Genomic DNA, 16,858 nt, shown 5'->3' on the forward strand with positions numbered 1-16,858 from the left:
GCTCCCGCCCCGGGTCAAGGGCGGCCGCTGGGGGTGAGCTCCAAGGCCTCGTGCAGCCCCGTGTGGTGATCTGCCCCGTGTACCGAGCCCGTTCCTCCAGCGCCTCGGGCGGCGCTGCGCGCTGTCCGGCGCGTAAGGCTTGTCCCGTAACGCGAGAGTGATGTCCCCCGCAGTAGCGCAACAGCACTGGCGGCTAGTGTGTCAAGGTGCCGAGGGGCGTCGATCTTGGGGGATCAGTGAGTCGCAGCAGCATGCCGGTAGAGAACCGGGGCGACACCGAGCTCTGCCTCTTCATCGAGCCGTACTGCGAGGACTACTGGATGAAGCCAGGAGAGGCACTCACAGTCCGTTCTGAGGCGGAGGGCATCGATGTCTGGTTCGATACCTATGTCTCGAAGGGCTGCGTCGCCGTGTGGCTATATGAGGACGGCGATCCGCACAAGATCGTTGTCGACTACGCAGTCGTCGATGCGAGCGGCACTCGGCTGGATTCCGGACATCAGAGGCCCCGTGGCCAGCATTGGTCGGCTGCCGGCCCAATAATCGACTGACGCTGGCTGGCCTGCCCCTGCGTCATCCTCGCAAGGCCAGGTTGTGCAGGCGGGCGATGCCGAGCATCGCGTGGTGGACGCTTTCGCCTTTGAGTCGGCAGTCACGCAGGATCTTCCAAGCCTTCATTCGGCGAAGACGTGCTCGACACGGGCGCGGACCTTCTTGTGTTCGCGATTGTGCTCCACCGGCCACTCGGTAAGCACTCCGCCCTTGGGCCGACGGTGCGGGATGACGAGGCCGGTGCCCGGGGATCCGCCGTCGGCGATGACGGTCGCCATGCCAATGGCCGCCTTGGCGCCAGACTCTGCCCAGGCCTTATAGTCGTTGCGATTTCCGGGAAGGGGCCTGGCGACCACGACGACCAAGCGGGTGTCGGCGTCGATGACAGAGAGTGCCGTCAACGATCAGGACGGCGTCCTTGCGGAAGCGGTGCCGCTGTTGGAGCGCGAGCAGCGGGCCGACATGATCGATGATGCGGTCGGCCGCGGACTTGGATACAACGAACAGCGGAGCGAGCTGGCGCAGCGTCAGGCGCCATGAGCTTGCGGAAGTCGCGCGGGCTCAGCCCACTGAACGGAGCTATCCAAGACGGTTCCGACGCCGTGATCACACCAGCCACCGCAAGATCATCTCAGCCGCAACCCGTAGTTACGGGACAGCCCTTTAGCTGCGGTGTCGCCCGGGCTGGGCAAGGGGAACGCGCTGAGCTGCTGGTGCAGCTCGGGGTGGTGGCGGTGGCGGGGCTGCCGAATCTGCGGCGGCCCCGGGTGGTCGGCTGAGACGCGGGTGGTCGGCCGAGAGCGGAGCGGGACCGGCCGCGCCCGGTACGGCAGCAGAGCCCCGGTGCGGCAGCAGGGCCCGGACCGCGCGTCGCGGTCCGGGCTCTGGCCCGTGCGGTGCCGCCCTGCGGCGGCGGTGCGTCAGCTCTGTGCGGTGTCGTCGCCCGCCTGCCCGGCGCCCTCAGCTGCGCCTGCCTTCTCGCGCATCTTGCGCACCAGCTCCGCCTTCTGGTCGGCTGCACCCTGGCGGTCGAGGTTGCGGTGCGGACCGTTGTTCTGCCGTTCGGCGCGGGACAGCTTCTTGCGCTGGCCGCCGCCCATGCCCACGGGATTGTTGATGTTCTTGCTCACGGTCATGGGTTCTCCCGGTAATGATGTGAAGTGATCTACGGATTCATCGGTGGGGGACGGGCGGCGACGTCGAAGGACGTCAGCAGGGGCCCGTCACGCTCTCACTCGTAAATCGGCGTCTGGAAGAACATGACAAAGACGTTACCCGGTTCCGTCGGTCCCGCGCACCAACCTTTTCGCCGCCCCGGCGTCGGCCGGGCCTTCGGCGAGCGCCCGGCGTCAGCGGTCGGCGAGCCCGTGCCCGAGCCCGCGGCGCCGTGTCCGCACGCGGAGGGTTGCACCGGAGGGTGGCTGAACCGTTGGCTGGACGGTTGTCCCGGGCGGGGGTCGGAGGCACTGCTGGAGGTGGGAGCCCCTCAAATCGGACACTGTCCGTTGTTGCAGGTCAGCTCCCGTGGGCAAGCCTCCCGGCGAGGCGTTCCGGGCCTTCCGCATCATCCGGAGTGGAGGGTGCGGGCGGCCGTCCTGCGGCTGCTGTGGTGCCAGCAATTCGTGACGGATCTGGCTGTGCCCGTGTCGGAGCGCCACGAGCTGAGGCAAGGGCCGGCTGCTGTGACCGGCTCGGGGAGACGCGATCCTCCCCCGGCGGCAGAGGACCGTGGGCAGGACATCAACGCTACGGAAGGCGAAACGAAGGTTCATGGGCGGGAGCCTCGCTCGGGAGGGCACGTGAACGACTCAGCGGTACGCGTCGGCGTGGGCACGAGGCTGAAGTACGACGGCGAAGTCGTCACGGCGGAGGAGATGTTCGGCTCCGCTGCCGGCAACGAGGTCCTGGTGCGCGATCGGACCGAGCGCCGTTTCCGGTGGTCGCTGCGGGAGGTACTCGTCTCCGGCCGGGCCACCGTCATCGCGGAAGGGCCCGGCCCCGCGTCCGACGACCCGCGCGAAACGGCCTCCATCGTCCTGGCCCAGCTCACCGACGAGGAGCTGGATGCGATTCGCGAGCGTGCCGCCCACATCAACGAAGTCCTCTACGGCTTCCGGTCGGGCAGCGCCGAGTTTCCGGCGAAGGGGGCCGCGGACTGTCCCACTCTCGCGGCGTACTGCCGCGCCGTGGGCACGTCCCCGTCCACGGTGGACGGTACAACCGCAGCACCTGGAACGAGACCTGCGGGGGCGGCTCTTGACCCGCGGTCAGTGCGGGCACCGGATGCACCTCACCGAATTCGGTCAGCAGATCCTGCTCGCCCGCTCGCCCGCTCGCCCGCTCGCCCGCTCGCTCATCTGCTCGACGATCTGGCCGCCTGATCGCTGAACGTTTGTGGACAACTGTCACACGTCCGCGCGGTCCCGCTGGCTCGCTAGGTGGTCCTGGAGTTCGTGGTGCCGGAACTGGTAGGCGGCACCGGCCGTGCGCAGTATCCCGGCCTGGTGACACGCGTGCAGGAAACGGCCGAGCCGCCATGGCAGCATCCCGCGGGCCAGCACGAGAAAGACCATGTACCGGAACGACAACGTGTGGAAGCTGACCGGACCGAAGAGCGCGAGGGGCAGAAGCGCCGAAACGAGGCCCCGCCAACCGGCTATCCCGTAGCCCAGCAGAGCGGAGATCGCCACGAGGTCTCCCAGGAACAGGGCCCAGGAGACCGCGTCGCTGCGCACCAGGGCGCGGGGCCCGTCTCGTCGTTCGTCGGGCGCGACAGCAACGCCCATGGCGCCACCGGCCATCAGCCCGAAGGCTGCCGCAGCCGTCGCCCAGTCGGCCGTCGAACCCGTCGAGGGAACGAACAACCCGATGAGCACGAGAGGGACGCAACCCAAGGCGCATCCCAGCGCGAAGCGGTTCGGTCGCAGAAACATGCGGTCATCGCCGTCCCACAGGTCCGGCCCGAACGCGAACAGCAGGGCGAACAGCGGTAGGAAGGAGAAGCCGAGTTGATCCCAGGAGGTCGCGGCCGCTCGGACCACCACCGCGAGCTCGATCGCTGCGGCCCAGGCGAGGCAGGCCCACCGGATGGCGCGTTTGGTGCGCTGCGCCCCGACCAAGGGCCACAGCTCGGGCAGCACGAGGTCCGTGGCGGAGAGCGTGCGGCCCTCCGCCTGTCGGCCGTTGCGGTTGTCGTCGAGGTAGGAGGCCAGTACGGCCAGCCAGCGTCGGGCCGGGCCGTTGGGGTCTACGGTCTCACTTCCCCGTGCGGCCAGCACCGCTGGGATGTAGAGGTCGAGGAGGTGCTGGTGAAGCGTGCCGGATTCGGCGAGAGGGAGGAGTTCTGCGGGATTGCGGCGATAGTGGCCGTCAGCGGTACGTTCCTGGTAGACCGCCACGGCGAGCGACAGGCGCCAGGGTGTCGCCAATGCCTGGCGCAGCCGGACAACGGCTGGCGTTTCCGCAGCTACGGCCCCCTGCGGGGCGGTGGCCAGCGCATCGAGCACCGGCTGCCAGCGGCTCAGTCCCGCCTCGGTGTCGGCCACGCTCCTCTGGAGGAATGTGCGGCTCTGGTCTGCGTCAACCGGCGCCAGCCGCACCACGGCGGCGGCCCGCAGGTGCGCCTCTGCGCTGACGAGGCCGTCGTAGACGCCGCGTCGACACGTGACGACCACGGCGGCCGGTTGCGTGCCGTGCTGCCAGTTGTTGAACAGGCGCACCAGTTCGGCGGCCCGGCTGGAGTAGGGGGCGGTGCCCGGCGGGTCCAGTTCGTCGAGGCCGTCGACGACGGGAAGCACGAGGCGTGCCTCCACCAACCGTCGTGCCGGCCCGCTGCCCACGCCGAACGCTGTCACCAGGTGCCGGACAAGCCAATTCTCCAGGTCTTGGCCGGTCCACGATGTGGCTGCCATGCGCAGGGCGACGGCCTGTCCGGGCTGCCTGTCCCGTGCGAGGTCGAGCACCATTGACAGGGCCGCCAGGGACTTTCCTGTCCCGGCATCGTCCGTGATGTCGGCGCCGGTGATGACCATGCGCGGAGGTGAGAGGCGATCGTGCAGTGCGGTCAGGTCACCCAGTCGGCCCTCGGCCGGCGCCCCTTCGACCTGGCCGTGGACCAGCACGGTGTAGGCGAGGTCGATACGTCCACCGGTACTCCCGTCCAGCCACCGCACGTATTCGCCCTGCTCCCGCCGCACGACTTCGCCCGCCAGCCGGTCGGCCAACTGCTCCGTGTCCAGCGGAGCAACGAGGGCGTAGGAGAGGCCCGCTGCGCCTGCGAGGGCTCCCACGACACTGGCGACGGGATCTGCGACGTCCCAGCCGCCCCAAAACCCTAACGCCAGGAGCCACACCGCGACCGCGCCTGCCCCGGACCACAGCAGGCGGCGCTGGATCGCTCGGCGTATCCCCATGCCGGAAATCTTGCCGAACCGAGGTCGGGAGGCGCCAGCCCTTGAACTCGATGTCGGCGAGCGAGCGGGGGGTGAGGTCCTGCTTTGGCACTCCGCCGCGATCCACGAGGCGGCACACGGTGTCCTTGCCCTCGCCGTCGGCCTGACACGGCAGCGCCTCACCCTCGCCGCCGAAGACGAACAGCCGGACGTCGGCGGGGGATACGTCGCCACGGGGGACCCCGAGCGCCAGTACCCGCACCAGCACATCGCCGTCATGACCCTCGGCGCGGGCCCTGCCCAAGCCCGACACCTCCACGCCGCCGGCCATACCCACCCCGAGCTCCGCTCCTGCGTCACCGAGTTCGCGGCGGCCGGCGACATTCACCAGATCGAGCAGCGGGCCGCAGAGGACTGGCTCATCGACCGGGGGCAGGCACGGGCCGACGCGAAGAAGATCCTCACCCACCCCGTGGCCGCGACAGCACGGCAGGCGCTGGCAGAGGAAGTGATCTGCTGGTGCTCCGCCTGGTGGGTGCAGAGGTCCTCGGCGTGTCCAGCGAGTACGGCCCACACGGCGCCGAAAGCTCCCAACGTGACGACCTCCTCGATGCCCGTCACCGCGCACCCCGGGCACGAGGCCGCCCTGTCCGACCCGGCACATACGCTGTCGCGACGGAACTGAGACCTTGAAGCTGGAGGCGGCATGTCGTTGACATGGCTGGAGACGGAGGGCGGCCCCTTCATCGTGGTTCCGCACGCCGCGCTGTCGCACTGGACGGGAACGGAGGGCGACTACGACCGGGCCTGCGAGGTGATGGACCTCGTGGGAGTGCTCGAACTGCCTGACGGAGCCGAGGCGCTCGTCCTGGGGGACGAACCTCTCTCCACCGCCTACCTTCCCGAGGACCGAGTCCTCGTCCGCTGGTGCCACGCGGAGGGCGAGGAAGGTGTCGCTGACATCATCCTGGCCGGCCTTCCCACCGCCGAGTGGGAAGAAGGACCCGTGCTGAGCACCACGGGCGAGCTCGTCATGTTCGACGCCGCCTACTTCGGCACCGAGGTCGGGACACTCACGGACAGCACCGTTCTCGAACTCCGCGCCGGCCGCTACCGCGTGGACTCGGCAAGCATCGAACCCGACCCCCTGACGTCCTTTCGCGTCCACCGATTCGTTGAGCTGCCCTGAACCGACGTTGGCGCAGAAAAGTCATCGAACATGTTGTCGGCATGGGGTCGGCGGGAACCCGCTCTGCCAGGAGTGCCGCGCCCGGCTCCTGGAGTCGCAGCAGAAGCCGGCCCGCCCCGGAGCCTGACGCGGCAGGGTCTTCTGGCCGCATCCGCCGAGAGGAGCGGTGCCGGCCGGGAGCGACGACCCGGCGCAGCCGCCAGGTTTGGCGACGGCCGTACGGCCCGTCGGCCACTCGCTGGGAGCTGATGGCATTGTTACCCACACTCCGGGTCTCCAGGTGCTGGACGTCGTACGAGCCTTCATCCAGGGTCGCGCTGGCCCCTGGCAGTCGCGGTCGAGGTAGATCTGAACAGCGCTGGGTCCCGTGCTGGCGGCGGGCCTTGCCCACCAGCACGCTCCGTTCCCATCAGCTCCGCTCGGCACCCGGGTTCCGCCAAGCGGCGGGGTTGCCTGCGTGTTCCGGCCAGTCGCAGATCTGCAGGATCGGGTTGAAGTGCAGGATGCCCGAACACTTCTTCAGGTACGCCACGCCGTGCGAGCAGTGGTAGTAGTACTCGGGTTCGTCCGGGTGCGCGAAGAGGTCGTCTTCGTTCTCGCAGTCCCCTGAGGCCATGGACTGCGCTGAGGCGCTGTACGCGGGCAGGGCACAGAGCGCCCACCACAAGAAGGGCGGACGCCGCCATCCGGGAAGCCTTGATCATCATCAGTCCGTCGTCGGAAGCAGATAGGAAACGCACCAGGGCCCCGGCCACCTCAAGACCGACACCGGACGCCCCCTCCTCAACGGCTCACGCATTCGATACGACACGACTCAGCTGGCAAACCTGGAGCGTGGTGCGGGGCTGGCGGAGGGCACAACCGCGAGGGTGGCGTTTGCTCCGGAGATAGACCTGCCACTACTCATCGGCACGATCACCAAGCAGCAGTGGGTGGAGTCCATCGTCATCGGCCTCGCAGGCCGGGTACCGGAGGTACAGGCGCGCGCTCTGGGTACGGCGCTCGCGGAGGCGCCTTTCTGGGCCGACGACGTTGTGGTGGCCATGCTTCTTCACGTGCGGGCGCACATGCCCTTGGTGCTGGTTACCAACGCGCCGTTTAACTGGAAGACGATCTGGCGTCGTTGCGTCTGACGGATTTCGCAGACCACGTCGTCAGCAGCGCCCGGGTGGGAGTGGCCAAGCCGGAACGGAAGATCTATGAGATCGCGTCCAAGCAGGCGGGTGTCCCCATGAACCGGTGCCTTTTCGTGGATGACCGGCTTGAGAACATCGAAGCGGCAGTCGGGCTCGGGATGACCGGCGTGCACTACCGCGAACCTGGTGACTTCCGTGGACCGTTGGGCTTCATGCTGGACAGCTGAGACCCCGCCTCCCGCGAGCACTTGGACCGCGTCCTATGTGGTGAGGCGTCGTTGACGTCGGTATGGGGCGGGGTACGTGGAGTTGGATCGTTCCGGATGGGTTGTGGGGGATAGCGGAGCCGTTGATCCCGCCGTCCAGGGTGCGGCGTGCTGGTCAGCGGTTGCGCCTGGCGGGCACTGCCGCCTTGCTTCGGGATATCGGAGTCGACAGCCCACCGCCGGTTCCTGATCTGGTCGAGGGCCGGCGTGTGGGGCCGGCTGCACGAGGAGATCCTGCACCGCCTCGATGACGCCGGTCTCCTCGACTTGTCCCGAGCGGTCCTTGACTCCGCCCACGTGAGGGCTAAAAAGCGGGCGAACTCACCGGTCCGAGCCCCGTGGACCGGGGCAAGCCGGGTTCCAAGAAGCACGTCCTGTCGGAGGCGAACCTCGGTCTCGCCGCAGCCCTGTGCTGCTACAAACGCCTCGTCCGCCTCACCACGTAGGACACGGTCTTACTGCTGCGGGGCACTCACCAGCGCTTCGGGCAGATAAGCGGACCGGATGCCCAACTGCCAGCCGTGCGCGGGACAGGCAAGGGCGGCCAGCGTGACGGGCCCCCACCGGAAGCAGGCTCCCAGCAGCCGGGTCGGCGCCGACGCTCTCGCGATGCGCCACGAGTCGTTCCTCAAGGGCCTGCTCGAACGCGGCCTGGTCGTCGTCGAGCAGGACGCGCAACAGCCGCTGGTCCGGCGTCAACGTCCCGGCCGCATCGAGCTGTTCGGCCGTACGCGCCCGCTCGGCGGCGTCCGGCTTGCCCAGCGGCACGGGCCGGGGAGTGCGCCGGGATGGCGCCCCTGGACGACGGTCAGGTAGCCGCACAACGCGTTCATCGCGGCGAGGTCGGCCGGGTCGGAAACCGACTCCCGCTTCGAGTACGGAACGCCGTCACGGATGGCGGGCGCATAGTCCTCGCGCAGCAGAGGGCCAATCACCCGATTCCGCCGATGCCCACCACAGCCGTAGTAGTCACCCTTGTCGCCGCCTTGATGACCGGCTTCTCGGCCACCTCGGTCTTCCTCCGCGCCCTCTCCGACTACGGCGTCCGAGTCGACCTTCGCCACTGTCCGCCTGCGGACCAAGGTCACCAGGGGGTGCCAGGCAGCGCGGCCGCCGCCTTGGCCATGGTGTTCAAGCTCGTCGAGTCCGCCCCGGCCCGCTGGCGGGCCGTGAACGCACCCCCACCTCGTCGCCCTCTGATCGACTGCTCTTGGCTTACGCCTCGTCAGGCCGATGAGTTTGCCTGCTGCCTGAAGTCTTCCCCTGTGAACTTCCCGCCTCTACAGGGTGGGACGCGGAGCATCCCCACGTCATGGAGGAGAGATGGAGGCCAGAATGGGCAATCCGATTCGGCTGTACATGTCGATGTCGCTCGACGGCTACGTCGCCGGTCCGGACGATCGACCGGGCCAGGAGCTCGGACGCGGCGGTGGACGTCTTTTCAACTGGCTCGACGACCGGGAATCCGACGGTCCCAGCGGACAGGTTTATCGCGAGGCGTTGGCGACCGGCGCGGTAATCTCCGGCCGTCGGACTTTCGAACTCGCCGGGCGTTGGCAGGGCGACCATCACGACGGTGTGCCGATCTTCGTCCTCACCCACCATGTGGACGACGGGGACGTGCCACCCGGCCACGCGCGATTCGTCACCGACGTCGAGGACTGCGCCCGTCAGGCTCGCGCGGCCGCCGGGGACCGGCCGGTCATGGTCCATGGGGCGGGCGCGGCCCAAGCGCTCCTGCGAGCCGGGCAAGTGGACGAGATGGAGATCCACCTGGTTCAGGTCCTCCTCGGGGACGGCCGGCGGCTGTTCGACCACCTCGGTGGTGATCACATCGAACTCGACCTTGTGCGACGGCTCGAGGACCGAGACGTCACGCACCTTCGCTACCGTGTCCGTCGGCCCGAGGAGACCGCATGAAGACGCTCTTCGTCGCCTACCGCGTCACCGACCTGGACCGCTCGCTCGATTTCTACACCGGCTTGGGCTACGTCGAGCTGGGCAGGGTCGAGGGCGGTGACGGGAGTCGTCTCGTGATCCTCAAGTTCCCCGGCGAAACGGCGGCCTCGCTCGAACTGGTCCACCGTCCCGTCGGCGGACGCGTCGACGTGGGCAGTGGTTTCGACCACCTCGCGATCCAGGTGGACACACTGGCCGCCACCCTGGAGCGGCTGACCGGCGCCGGCCTGGAGCCGGGACCTGTCCAGTACCCGGGCGGCCCTCGCGGCCCGAAGACGTCGTGGCTCACCGACCCGGATGGCTACCGGATCGAGTTGGTGGAGTGGCCGCCCGGACACCCCGACGGCATCACCGCCGCGGACTTCTCCTGAGCAGCGGGCCGCGCGGAAGACTCCGTGTGGCACGTCGACGCTTCACCGGCTGAGGCGGGTGGGCGGCCCCCAGACGAACTCGAGGTCGTCCAGCTGAGACGGCCGAGGCGGCACGGCGTCGTGTCGCCGTCGGGTGCCGACCGGCGCAACCGGCGGCGACACACGCGGCGGAGGACCGGCCCACGAAGTCAGCGCGGGGATTCGACCAGGCCAGTCGCGATGAGTTCCTTGGTCCGGTCGACCGCTTCCGTGATCTCGGGGTGCTGTTGGACGACTCTCAGCATGAGCAGGAACCAGTGGCTTGACGACGCTCACGATGGAGATGTGCCGGGCAGGGCCTGGGTGCGTGAGAAGTGCTTGGTGTGCGACGACAGCGTGAACACGAAGGGTAACTCGCGATCTATGCGTCCGGCGGTGTCCATCGCTTGATGATGTCGGGCTGAGAGTACGGTGCCGGCCATGCCTGGATCCGGATCTCCTCCATGTCTTCGGGCTCGTCCTCGCAGTCGGGATCGGGGAAGGCCGCGGCTTCGAGGTTCCGCCGAGACGCCCGGATGCGGGTCCACCCGGCCGGCATGTCGAAGCGTGCTGCGTCGGGGACGTAGTCGGTGCAGCCCAGCACGACGAGTCGCCCCGAGGCCAAGTTGAGGCTGGCCTCGACGACGTGGTCGAAATCGTCGCTGTCATCATCCGGCTGGCCCGTGAGGAGGTCGATGGTGACGTCGACGGTTACGTTGACAGCCGTGCCGATGGCCAGGGCGTGTTCGGCGACGCCGAGCCCGTCCAGGACGGCCTGCTCGGTCCACACATCGCCGATGCCGCTCTCGGTTGCCTCTGAGTCGTCGTCCTCGACGTAGATCTGGAAGTAGTCCGCGAAGAGCTCAAGGTTTGTCGCCACGCAGGCATCATCGCTGCTGCCTGGTGAGGGCAGGGTGGTGGGGTGGGGGCGTCCTCGGGTGATGCCGCTGACCGGGTGATCCGAACATGAATGCTGGCACGTCTGGAGAGGTTCCGGCTGATTGCTGCAGGTCAGGCGGAGGTGTCGGTGCTGATCGTGCACTCGGACGTGCTGCTGGTGGAACGGCAGCTGCGGGACGGCCGGCTGACGTGTCCGTCACGCGAGGCGGTGCTGGCACCGTGGGGGCATGGTCGGCACCGGGTGATCCGGGGAGATCTCGGGGCCCGGTTGTTTCTGCGGCCGCGCCGTACGCGTTGTTCGGGCTGCGGGATCACGCACGTGCTGCTGGCGGAGGTGTCCTGGCCGCGGCGGGTGGACGCGGCCGAGGTGATTGGGGCCGGACTGGAGATAGCCGCGCTGGGCATGGGGCACCGCCGGGTCGCGGCTGTCCTTGGTCTGGCGGAGGGCACGGTTCGTGGCTGGTTGCGGGCGTTCGCCGGGCGGGCGGAGGAGGTCCGCCGTCACTTCACCGTCGTCCTGGTCGCGCTGGCCGATGACCCGGTGATGCCGGATGCGACGTCTTCGATGTTCGGCGACGCGGTCTCGGCGGTCGCGGCCGCCCATCGGGCGGCCTCGGCCAGGTGGCCGCAGATGCTCACGGTGTCGCGGTGGGAGTTCGCCGGACGAGCGATAGGCGGCAGGGTTCTGACCTCGCCTTCTACAGCTATTTGATCAACACGGGCCGCCCCTGGGCGGGATCGGGAGGTGCCGGAAGTCTTGATCGTGTCCGCCGACTGAGCGGCGGGCTCTGTTCGAGACACGAGGTGGGTTGCCTATGTCACCGAGTGAGGACGAGGACCGTCGCCGGGCGGAGCGGGCCCGGCAGGTGGGCCTGTTCCGTTACGGCCTGATCCAGGACCTGCGCCTACGGGAACCATCCGTTGACGGGTTCGTCGATCCTGGCCCTGCGGGCTCGACCTGGCAGCTGTACGCAAGGTGCTGGAGGGCCGGGAGGCGTCCGTTCCGGAAGTCGCGGAGGCACACGCCGACACCGTGATGTACAGATCCCAAAACCTCACTGCGGCGGGAGCGTTATCCCTTCCCAGCCGGCCGGCTCCTCTTGCCAGCGCGCCTTGTACGTGTAGGCCGGGGCTTCCGGTAAAAGTGCTCCTTCGTGCTCGGCCGAAAGACGGTGAGCCAGGACGAGACGTGCTGTGGCCGGGGGCGCTGGTCCAGGGCGGACCCGCGGCCTCGGGAGCGTTGCTGGAGGTCGGAGTCGAGGACCGGACGCCGATCAAAATCAGCTGTACCGACACCCACCTCCCCGACCCCTCGGCCACCATCGACGACCCGTCCGCCTCCGCGGTGCGGAAAGCCATCGCGAAGATGGTGTCCGGCCAGAAGGGCGCCGCGGCCGCCACGTACTTCCAGATGACCGACGCGTCTACGATCCAGTCGGCGCTCCTGGAGGTCGACGTCTCGGCGAGCTACATGGGCTTCGACGGACACGGCAGCCCGCCGCTGTACGTGGCCTCCGTCACCTACGGCCGGTCGCTCATCTTCGCGATGACCACGAAGGCGGACTCGCTGACGGCCAAGGCCGCGATTCGCGCCTCCTACCAGGGGATGGGGAGCGTGAGCGGCAGCGTCAAGGCCGAGTACAAGAAGGTTCTCAACGAGTCCAGGCTGATGATCCTCGCGCGCGGTGGCTCCGGCCCCGGCATCGAGAAGATGATCCAGGAGGGGACCCTCAACAAGTACTTCGACGACAGCCCCGCCCTCGACGACCTCGTGCCCATGACGTACGTCCTGCGCACTCTGGACACCGGTGAGATCGCGAGGATGGGCGAGACGGCGAAGTACAGCACCGTCACCCGGGTGAAGTCCGGGCCTCCCGGTACCGTGCACCTCACCCCCACCCGCCTGCGGGTGACGATGAACGCGCCCATCGGGCCGATGGCGCTGCGCCTCAAGGACGACTACGAGATCGAGGGAACCGCGGGTGGCGACCGCGCCACGCACTATCCCCTGGACGGTGGCTGGGCCTGGCCGGCCGAGGTCAAGGACGGCACGGCGCACGCCGCGCTGGAGGGCCGTCTGGGCAGCACCGCGCTGTTCAACTTCGGCCTCGACGTGGATGAGCAGCTCGTCCGGGAGGACGGCCACACGACCTTCGTCACTCAGGTGCCCACCTGGTACTGGGGCGGTGGCGGTGACACGGGTCGGTGGATCAACGACATGCCGATGCGCGTCGTCCTGGACTACCGGGTGACGCCGTGACCACCCCCAGCACCCGCCCGGTCAGCCGAGGCCGGGGAGGGTGGGGACGACAGGATCGATGAGTCTGATGCCGACGAACGCAGGACCGGGCCGTCCGCCAGGACACCGGGACCGGGCACGGATAAGCCCCGCCGACGGTGTCAGGCAGGGTGCGCCGGGCAGGAGCCGAGCCGTCGCGTTCGGCGCTCCGCTCGGACCTGGGAGGCCAGGGCGTCGGCGGCGAGCCGTGCCCGCTCGTAGAGGGACGCCGAGCGGGCGCGGGTCAGCGGGCGCGGCACGGTCCGGTCTTCGGAGTCGCGCGGGTACAGAACTGGGAGGTCGGCGGTGAAACCGGGCCGATGGGGCGGGCGTGGGTGAGGGGGCGCCGGGCTTCGGCCAGCAGGTGCTGGTGAGGGAAGGCGCCGCGCATCATGTACACCACGGCGACGGTGTCGGCGGCTGCCGGGTCGAGGGCGGCGCCCAGCCGCGTTCGGCGCACGCAGCTCCGTGACCCCTGCCTTCGCCCGCGCCAGGAGCCGGTGAACGATGTCTGGGCCGGCCGCGCGGATCTCTGACCTTCTGCCACTGCTCGCACTGCTCGGACAGCGGACTCGATAGCGGCTTGGGGTGGTCGGGCCTGCCGCTCGGTCATCATGTCCCCGACCATCAGGCCGAGCGTGGCAGGTCCTCGGCCCGTCCAACAAAGCGGCTGGTCAGCTGAGCCTCTTTCGGGTGACGAGGCCAGCGGGGGGCTTCGGTGCGGTGACGGCGCGGGCAGTCATGTCTCCGTCAGGCATATGCCAATATCCGCACCGCACAAGGAGCGCCAGTGATCTTTGACCTGCCCAAGCTGGTCTTCGACGCCGCGTTGAAGCTCATGAGGCTGCAGGGGCTCACCCCCAAGCAGGCCGTCGCCAAAGCCAAGCAGCAGTTCCCGGGGGCGTCCGGCCTCGACACGAAGGAACTGGAACGCAAGCTCGAGGCGGAGGCCGCCAAGGACGCGGCCAAGACCAAGACCGGTGCCGCCGCAGGAACGGCGGCACCGGTGACCGCGGGCCACTACGCCATCAGGCGCTCCGACAAGCAGTACCTGACCCTCCAGAACGGCGACGGGACGGCCGGTACCCCGGCGGTGGTGTTCGCCCCCGCGGACAACCCGGACCAGCACTGGGAACTGAAGGTGCTCGAAACCGTCGCCGGAACCGCCACCTGCACCCTGCGGAACCTCGCCGGCGGCAGCTTCCTCGGCTACGACGAGGACCCGGACGTGGACGTCCTGACGGGCGGCTTCCCCGAGCCGGTGCGCTGGGCGCTGAGCCCGGGACCCGACGCCCGCCGGTTCACCATCGCCGTCCCCGACGCCGACCTCCACCTGGGCATCAGCCTGATGCGCGCGTACCCGCCCCGCACGGGGCTGAAGGAATCCGACGGCCAGGACACCGCCCAGTGGGAGCTCGAGGCGCTGTGAGACAGGAGCGGGCATTGAACCAGGCGAAGCAGCACGCGGGCGACCACCGGTACACGGGCAGACGGTTGGTGGTCTCCCTGGCCGTGGTGTGCGCGACGGGAACCGCCTTGACCGGCCAGGGCGCTCCGCGCGCCCAGGCGGTACCGGCCGCCGCCGCGGCCAACGTCGTGGAATGGACGAAGCCGGGCTACCACGACTCGACGTGGAAGATCCCCCAGGGCGTCACCCGGATCACGGTACGGATGTGGTCTCCCGGCGGTCGTGGCGGTGGAGGCGGCGGCGGCGCGGGCGGTGGAGGCGGCGGCGGAGGGCCGGCCACCAGCTCCGCCTCGGTGGGAGGTGGCGGCGGCGGAGGCGGTGCGGGAGGCGGCGGCGGAGGCGGCGGGGGCGGCGTGTTCGTCAAGTGCCAGCTGACCGTGAAGCCCGGGGCGACCGTGGACGTGGCCCTCGGCCCCGACTCCACGTACGGCGGCGGCAAAGGAACCCTCGGCAAGGGAGGCGAGGGAGGCCCGAAGAGCAACAACCTCACATCCTCCGGTGACGGAAAGTGGGGCGGGAACGGCACTGACGGCGGCACCGGCAAGAGAAGCGTCAGCTGGTTGCGCGTCCACATGGACGGCTACATCTCCTGGGCGGGCGCCGAGGGCCCCGGCGCCGGCACCGGCGGGTCGCAGGGCCTTGGCGGCGGAGGCGGGATCGGCGGCTACCGCAGCGGCGCCAACGGCGAAGGCGGCGCCGCCGGCAAGGGCGGCGCGGGCGGAAAGGGCGGCTCCGCCGACAGCGGTGACACGAAGAACATGTTCGGGTACTGCACCGTGAACAAGGACAAAGAGATCTACACCGGCACGCTCGGTTCTCCCGGCAAGGGCGGCGAGAAGGGCAACGACGGTGTGAAGGGCAACGACGGGATGGGATTCGGCGGTGCCGGCGGGGCGGGCGCCACCGGCACGGCCAAGGGCGGCGCGGGCGGAGCCCCCGCCCCCGGGGACATCCCACGGCCGGCGGGTGTCGGCCAGGGCGGCGCGGGCGGCGACGGTGCCCCCGGCGGCGGGGGCGGCATGGGCAACTCCGTCCAGTACGAGGGCGGCTCCCCGGGCATGGACGGCGTGACGGCCCAACCAGGCAGTGCCGCCGGCAACGGCTACGTCCACGTCACGTGGTGACCTGACCCGGCTCGCCGTGGTGGCGGTCTCGCCGCACTGGCGAGACCGCGCCTGCCGCAGGGCTCTGGCTACGCTCAAGGGGGCGGCCGTTTCGGTCTCCGTACCTCACCGTCGAGCGCGGCGGGTGAAGCGCAGGCCGTTGCCGGCCCGTCGGTGCCGCCGGTGGGGCGCCAGGGTGTGGGGTTGATGGGGTGAGCTGATCGGGCGTCATGGAGTTGGCGAGGACGTTGGTGCGGGTCCCTCCGGGAGCGATGGCGTTCTCCTGAGCGTCCCTCACGTCGGATGGATCTTCCTCCTCGCCTACGGCGGCGGTGCTTCAACACCGCCGACGAGGTCGCCGCCGCAGCCCTCTTCCTCATGGACAACCCCGCCATGTCCGGGCGCCATCCTGCCCGTCGACGGCGGCCAGACCCTCGGCTGAGAACCCGGTCAGCTGCCATCGGAGGAGAGCGAAGGCAGGAACCCGACGACTTGAGAGGGGAGCGAGGGACGGAGGAAGCAGCGCGGGGCGCTCGGCACGAGCGCCCCGCGCTGCCTACTGACCATGATGGTCAGCGGTTGAGGTCGAGGACGAGCGCGCCCCCGCCCTCGTACGCCTTCGGGTTCACCGTCGTGATCAGCGCGTTCGCTCCCCACTCGGGCAGATGGCGAACGGCGTGAATCCCCGCCGCGATCCCGGGCCGGGCTGGACACCATCCCGGCGCACATGCCAGCACGGGTTCCGAGAGAGTCCTGCCAAGCGGTCGACGAGATTCGCCGTCAGACAGGGCACGCTGGTCGTCGCCTGCGACAGGAGCGCTCACACGCTGAATCCACAGCGTTTTGGAGAGCGCCTGGGCCGACCAGGCAGACTGACGGGTCCTGAGCCGGACTCAGGCCCAGCCTGCATCCCCCTTCCGGCAGGCTCGGACCGGCAGATGCCGACCCGCCGTGCGCGTTCGCGTGAACCGTGATCACCCGAGGGTGTCGTGGTCAGCTCCCGTCCTCGGCCGGTTCATAGTGAGCCCGCCCGAGGATGGGCATGGGGCCAAGAGATGGCGGTAGAAGGGAACGACTGTGCAGATCAGCCGACGAGTCGTACTGCGTGGCGGTGCGGCCGCCGCGGTCGGGGCAAACGGGCCGCCCCCGACGCGATCCAGGTCGCCGACCGGTGGCATTTGCTTCACAGCCTGGCCCGGGCCGTCGAACGCACGGCCCACGCCCATC

Annotated in this window: 17 protein-coding genes and 4 pseudogenes; 13 read left to right on the plus strand and 8 right to left on the minus strand. The window is 69.4% G+C overall.

All coding sequences use genetic code 11. The features are described from left to right. Nucleotides 1-251: 251 nt before the first annotated feature. Nucleotides 252-551, plus strand: a complete 300-nt coding sequence (locus tag ACWDYJ_RS24670) for a hypothetical protein (RefSeq protein WP_451567763.1) — start codon at nt 252-254, stop codon at nt 549-551. A gap of 22 nt (nt 552-573) precedes the next feature. Here ACWDYJ_RS24670 and ACWDYJ_RS24675 read toward each other — a convergent pair. Next, nucleotides 574-1,171 (minus strand): annotated as a pseudogene (locus ACWDYJ_RS24675) (transposase family protein). A gap of 301 nt (nt 1,172-1,472) precedes the next feature. Further along, entirely contained in the window at nt 1,473-1,688 is a 216-nt protein-coding gene (locus ACWDYJ_RS24680) for a DUF6243 family protein (RefSeq protein WP_243627090.1), read from the minus strand. 663 nt (nt 1,689-2,351) lie between these two features. Here ACWDYJ_RS24680 and ACWDYJ_RS24685 point away from each other — a divergent pair. Beyond that, the gene (locus ACWDYJ_RS24685; protein WP_451567764.1) at nt 2,352-2,933 is read left to right on the plus strand and encodes a hypothetical protein; all 582 of its coding nucleotides are present in this window, start codon (nt 2,352-2,354) and stop codon (nt 2,931-2,933) included. A 24-nt stretch (nt 2,934-2,957) separates the two neighbouring features. On the opposite strand, the gene ACWDYJ_RS24690 is transcribed toward ACWDYJ_RS24685, so the two are convergent. Continuing rightward, complete coding sequence (locus ACWDYJ_RS24690) at nt 2,958-4,964, minus strand: hypothetical protein (RefSeq protein ID WP_451567765.1); 2,007 nt, start codon at nt 4,962-4,964, stop codon at nt 2,958-2,960. 10 nt (nt 4,965-4,974) lie between these two features. On the opposite strand from ACWDYJ_RS24690, the gene ACWDYJ_RS24695 reads away from it, so the two are divergent. Both ACWDYJ_RS24695 and ACWDYJ_RS24700 read left to right on the plus strand, forming a co-directional pair. After that, nucleotides 4,975-5,628, plus strand: a complete 654-nt coding sequence (locus ACWDYJ_RS24695; RefSeq protein WP_451567766.1) for a hypothetical protein — start codon at nt 4,975-4,977, stop codon at nt 5,626-5,628. A 21-nt stretch (nt 5,629-5,649) separates the two neighbouring features. Further along, a complete protein-coding gene (locus ACWDYJ_RS24700) occupies nt 5,650-6,132 on the plus strand; it encodes an Imm21 family immunity protein (RefSeq protein WP_451567767.1) in 483 nt (160 codons plus the stop codon). 409 nt (nt 6,133-6,541) lie between these two features. On the opposite strand, the gene ACWDYJ_RS24705 is transcribed toward ACWDYJ_RS24700, so the two are convergent. After that, the gene (locus ACWDYJ_RS24705; RefSeq protein ID WP_451567768.1) at nt 6,542-6,748 is read right to left on the minus strand and encodes a carbohydrate-binding module family 14 protein; all 207 of its coding nucleotides are present in this window, start codon (nt 6,746-6,748) and stop codon (nt 6,542-6,544) included. A 181-nt stretch (nt 6,749-6,929) separates the two neighbouring features. Here ACWDYJ_RS24705 and ACWDYJ_RS24710 point away from each other — a divergent pair. Together ACWDYJ_RS24710 and ACWDYJ_RS24715 are read left to right on the plus strand one after the other, a co-directional pair. Next, nucleotides 6,930-7,495 (plus strand): annotated as a pseudogene (locus ACWDYJ_RS24710) (HAD family hydrolase). Between the two features lie 62 nt (nt 7,496-7,557). Next, nucleotides 7,558-7,923: pseudogene (locus ACWDYJ_RS24715) on the plus strand (transposase); the annotation flags it as partial. Nucleotides 7,924-7,969: 46 nt separating this feature from the next. On the opposite strand, the gene ACWDYJ_RS24720 reads toward ACWDYJ_RS24715, so the two are convergent. Further along, the gene (locus ACWDYJ_RS24720; protein ID WP_451567769.1) at nt 7,970-8,356 is read right to left on the minus strand and encodes an Imm49 family immunity protein; all 387 of its coding nucleotides are present in this window, start codon (nt 8,354-8,356) and stop codon (nt 7,970-7,972) included. A 213-nt stretch (nt 8,357-8,569) separates the two neighbouring features. Here ACWDYJ_RS24720 and ACWDYJ_RS24725 point away from each other — a divergent pair. The 3 genes and pseudogenes from ACWDYJ_RS24725 to ACWDYJ_RS24735 form a co-directional block, all read left to right on the plus strand. Further along, nucleotides 8,570-8,734 (plus strand): annotated as a pseudogene (locus tag ACWDYJ_RS24725) (IS256 family transposase); the annotation flags it as partial. Nucleotides 8,735-8,869: 135 nt separating this feature from the next. After that, a complete protein-coding gene (locus ACWDYJ_RS24730) occupies nt 8,870-9,454 on the plus strand; it encodes a dihydrofolate reductase family protein (protein WP_451567770.1) in 585 nt (194 codons plus the stop codon). Next, nucleotides 9,451-9,864, plus strand: coding sequence for a VOC family protein (locus ACWDYJ_RS24735; RefSeq protein WP_451567771.1), 414 nt, complete (start codon nt 9,451-9,453; stop codon nt 9,862-9,864). The genes ACWDYJ_RS24730 and ACWDYJ_RS24735 overlap by 4 nt, the downstream gene beginning before the upstream one ends. A gap of 400 nt (nt 9,865-10,264) precedes the next feature. Here ACWDYJ_RS24735 and ACWDYJ_RS24740 read toward each other — a convergent pair whose 3' ends face one another. Further along, nucleotides 10,265-10,762: a hypothetical protein gene (locus ACWDYJ_RS24740; RefSeq protein WP_451567772.1), complete on the minus strand. Its 498-nt coding sequence runs from the start codon at nt 10,760-10,762 to the stop codon at nt 10,265-10,267. Nucleotides 10,763-10,909: 147 nt separating this feature from the next. Between ACWDYJ_RS24740 and ACWDYJ_RS24745 the strand changes: the two genes are divergently transcribed. Both ACWDYJ_RS24745 and ACWDYJ_RS24750 read left to right on the plus strand, forming a co-directional pair. Further along, the gene (locus ACWDYJ_RS24745; protein WP_451567773.1) at nt 10,910-11,494 is read left to right on the plus strand and encodes a hypothetical protein; all 585 of its coding nucleotides are present in this window, start codon (nt 10,910-10,912) and stop codon (nt 11,492-11,494) included. 477 nt (nt 11,495-11,971) lie between these two features. Further along, nucleotides 11,972-13,042, plus strand: coding sequence for a thiol-activated cytolysin family protein (locus ACWDYJ_RS24750; protein ID WP_451567774.1), 1,071 nt, complete (start codon nt 11,972-11,974; stop codon nt 13,040-13,042). Nucleotides 13,043-13,182: 140 nt separating this feature from the next. Here the strand turns inward: ACWDYJ_RS24750 and ACWDYJ_RS24755 are convergent, their stop codons facing one another. Together ACWDYJ_RS24755 and ACWDYJ_RS24760 are read right to left on the minus strand one after the other, a co-directional pair. After that, a complete protein-coding gene (locus ACWDYJ_RS24755; RefSeq protein ID WP_451567775.1) occupies nt 13,183-13,320 on the minus strand; it encodes a hypothetical protein in 138 nt (45 codons plus the stop codon). Further along, nucleotides 13,305-13,520: a hypothetical protein gene (locus ACWDYJ_RS24760; protein WP_451567776.1), complete on the minus strand. Its 216-nt coding sequence runs from the start codon at nt 13,518-13,520 to the stop codon at nt 13,305-13,307. The genes ACWDYJ_RS24755 and ACWDYJ_RS24760 overlap by 16 nt, the downstream gene beginning before the upstream one ends. Before the next feature lie 330 nt (nt 13,521-13,850). Between ACWDYJ_RS24760 and ACWDYJ_RS24765 the strand changes: the two genes are divergently transcribed. Together ACWDYJ_RS24765 and ACWDYJ_RS24770 are read left to right on the plus strand one after the other, a co-directional pair. Continuing rightward, the gene (locus ACWDYJ_RS24765) at nt 13,851-14,489 is read left to right on the plus strand and encodes a hypothetical protein (RefSeq protein ID WP_451567777.1); all 639 of its coding nucleotides are present in this window, start codon (nt 13,851-13,853) and stop codon (nt 14,487-14,489) included. 14 nt (nt 14,490-14,503) lie between these two features. Continuing rightward, nucleotides 14,504-15,652 carry a hypothetical protein gene (locus tag ACWDYJ_RS24770; RefSeq protein WP_451567778.1) on the plus strand — a complete coding sequence of 383 codons (1,149 nt, stop codon included), beginning with the start codon at nt 14,504-14,506 and terminating at the stop codon, nt 15,650-15,652. The last annotated feature ends 1,206 nt before the right edge of the window (nt 15,653-16,858 follow it).

It is taken from the genome of Streptomyces sp. NPDC003042 (assembly GCF_053591315.1).

Coding starts and splice junctions, on each gene's coding strand:
- ACWDYJ_RS24670 (WP_451567763.1), top strand. CDS start 252: ATGCCGGTAGAGAACCGGGGCGACACCGAGCTCTGCCTCTTCATCGAG.
- ACWDYJ_RS24680 (WP_243627090.1), bottom strand. CDS start 1,688: ATGACCGTGAGCAAGAACATCAACAATCCCGTGGGCATGGGCGGCGGC.
- ACWDYJ_RS24690 (WP_451567765.1), bottom strand. CDS start 4,964: ATGGGGATACGCCGAGCGATCCAGCGCCGCCTGCTGTGGTCCGGGGCA.
- ACWDYJ_RS24700 (WP_451567767.1), top strand. CDS start 5,650: ATGTCGTTGACATGGCTGGAGACGGAGGGCGGCCCCTTCATCGTGGTT.
- ACWDYJ_RS24705 (WP_451567768.1), bottom strand. CDS start 6,748: ATGGCCTCAGGGGACTGCGAGAACGAAGACGACCTCTTCGCGCACCCG.
- ACWDYJ_RS24730 (WP_451567770.1), top strand. CDS start 8,870: ATGGGCAATCCGATTCGGCTGTACATGTCGATGTCGCTCGACGGCTAC.
- ACWDYJ_RS24735 (WP_451567771.1), top strand. CDS start 9,451: ATGAAGACGCTCTTCGTCGCCTACCGCGTCACCGACCTGGACCGCTCG.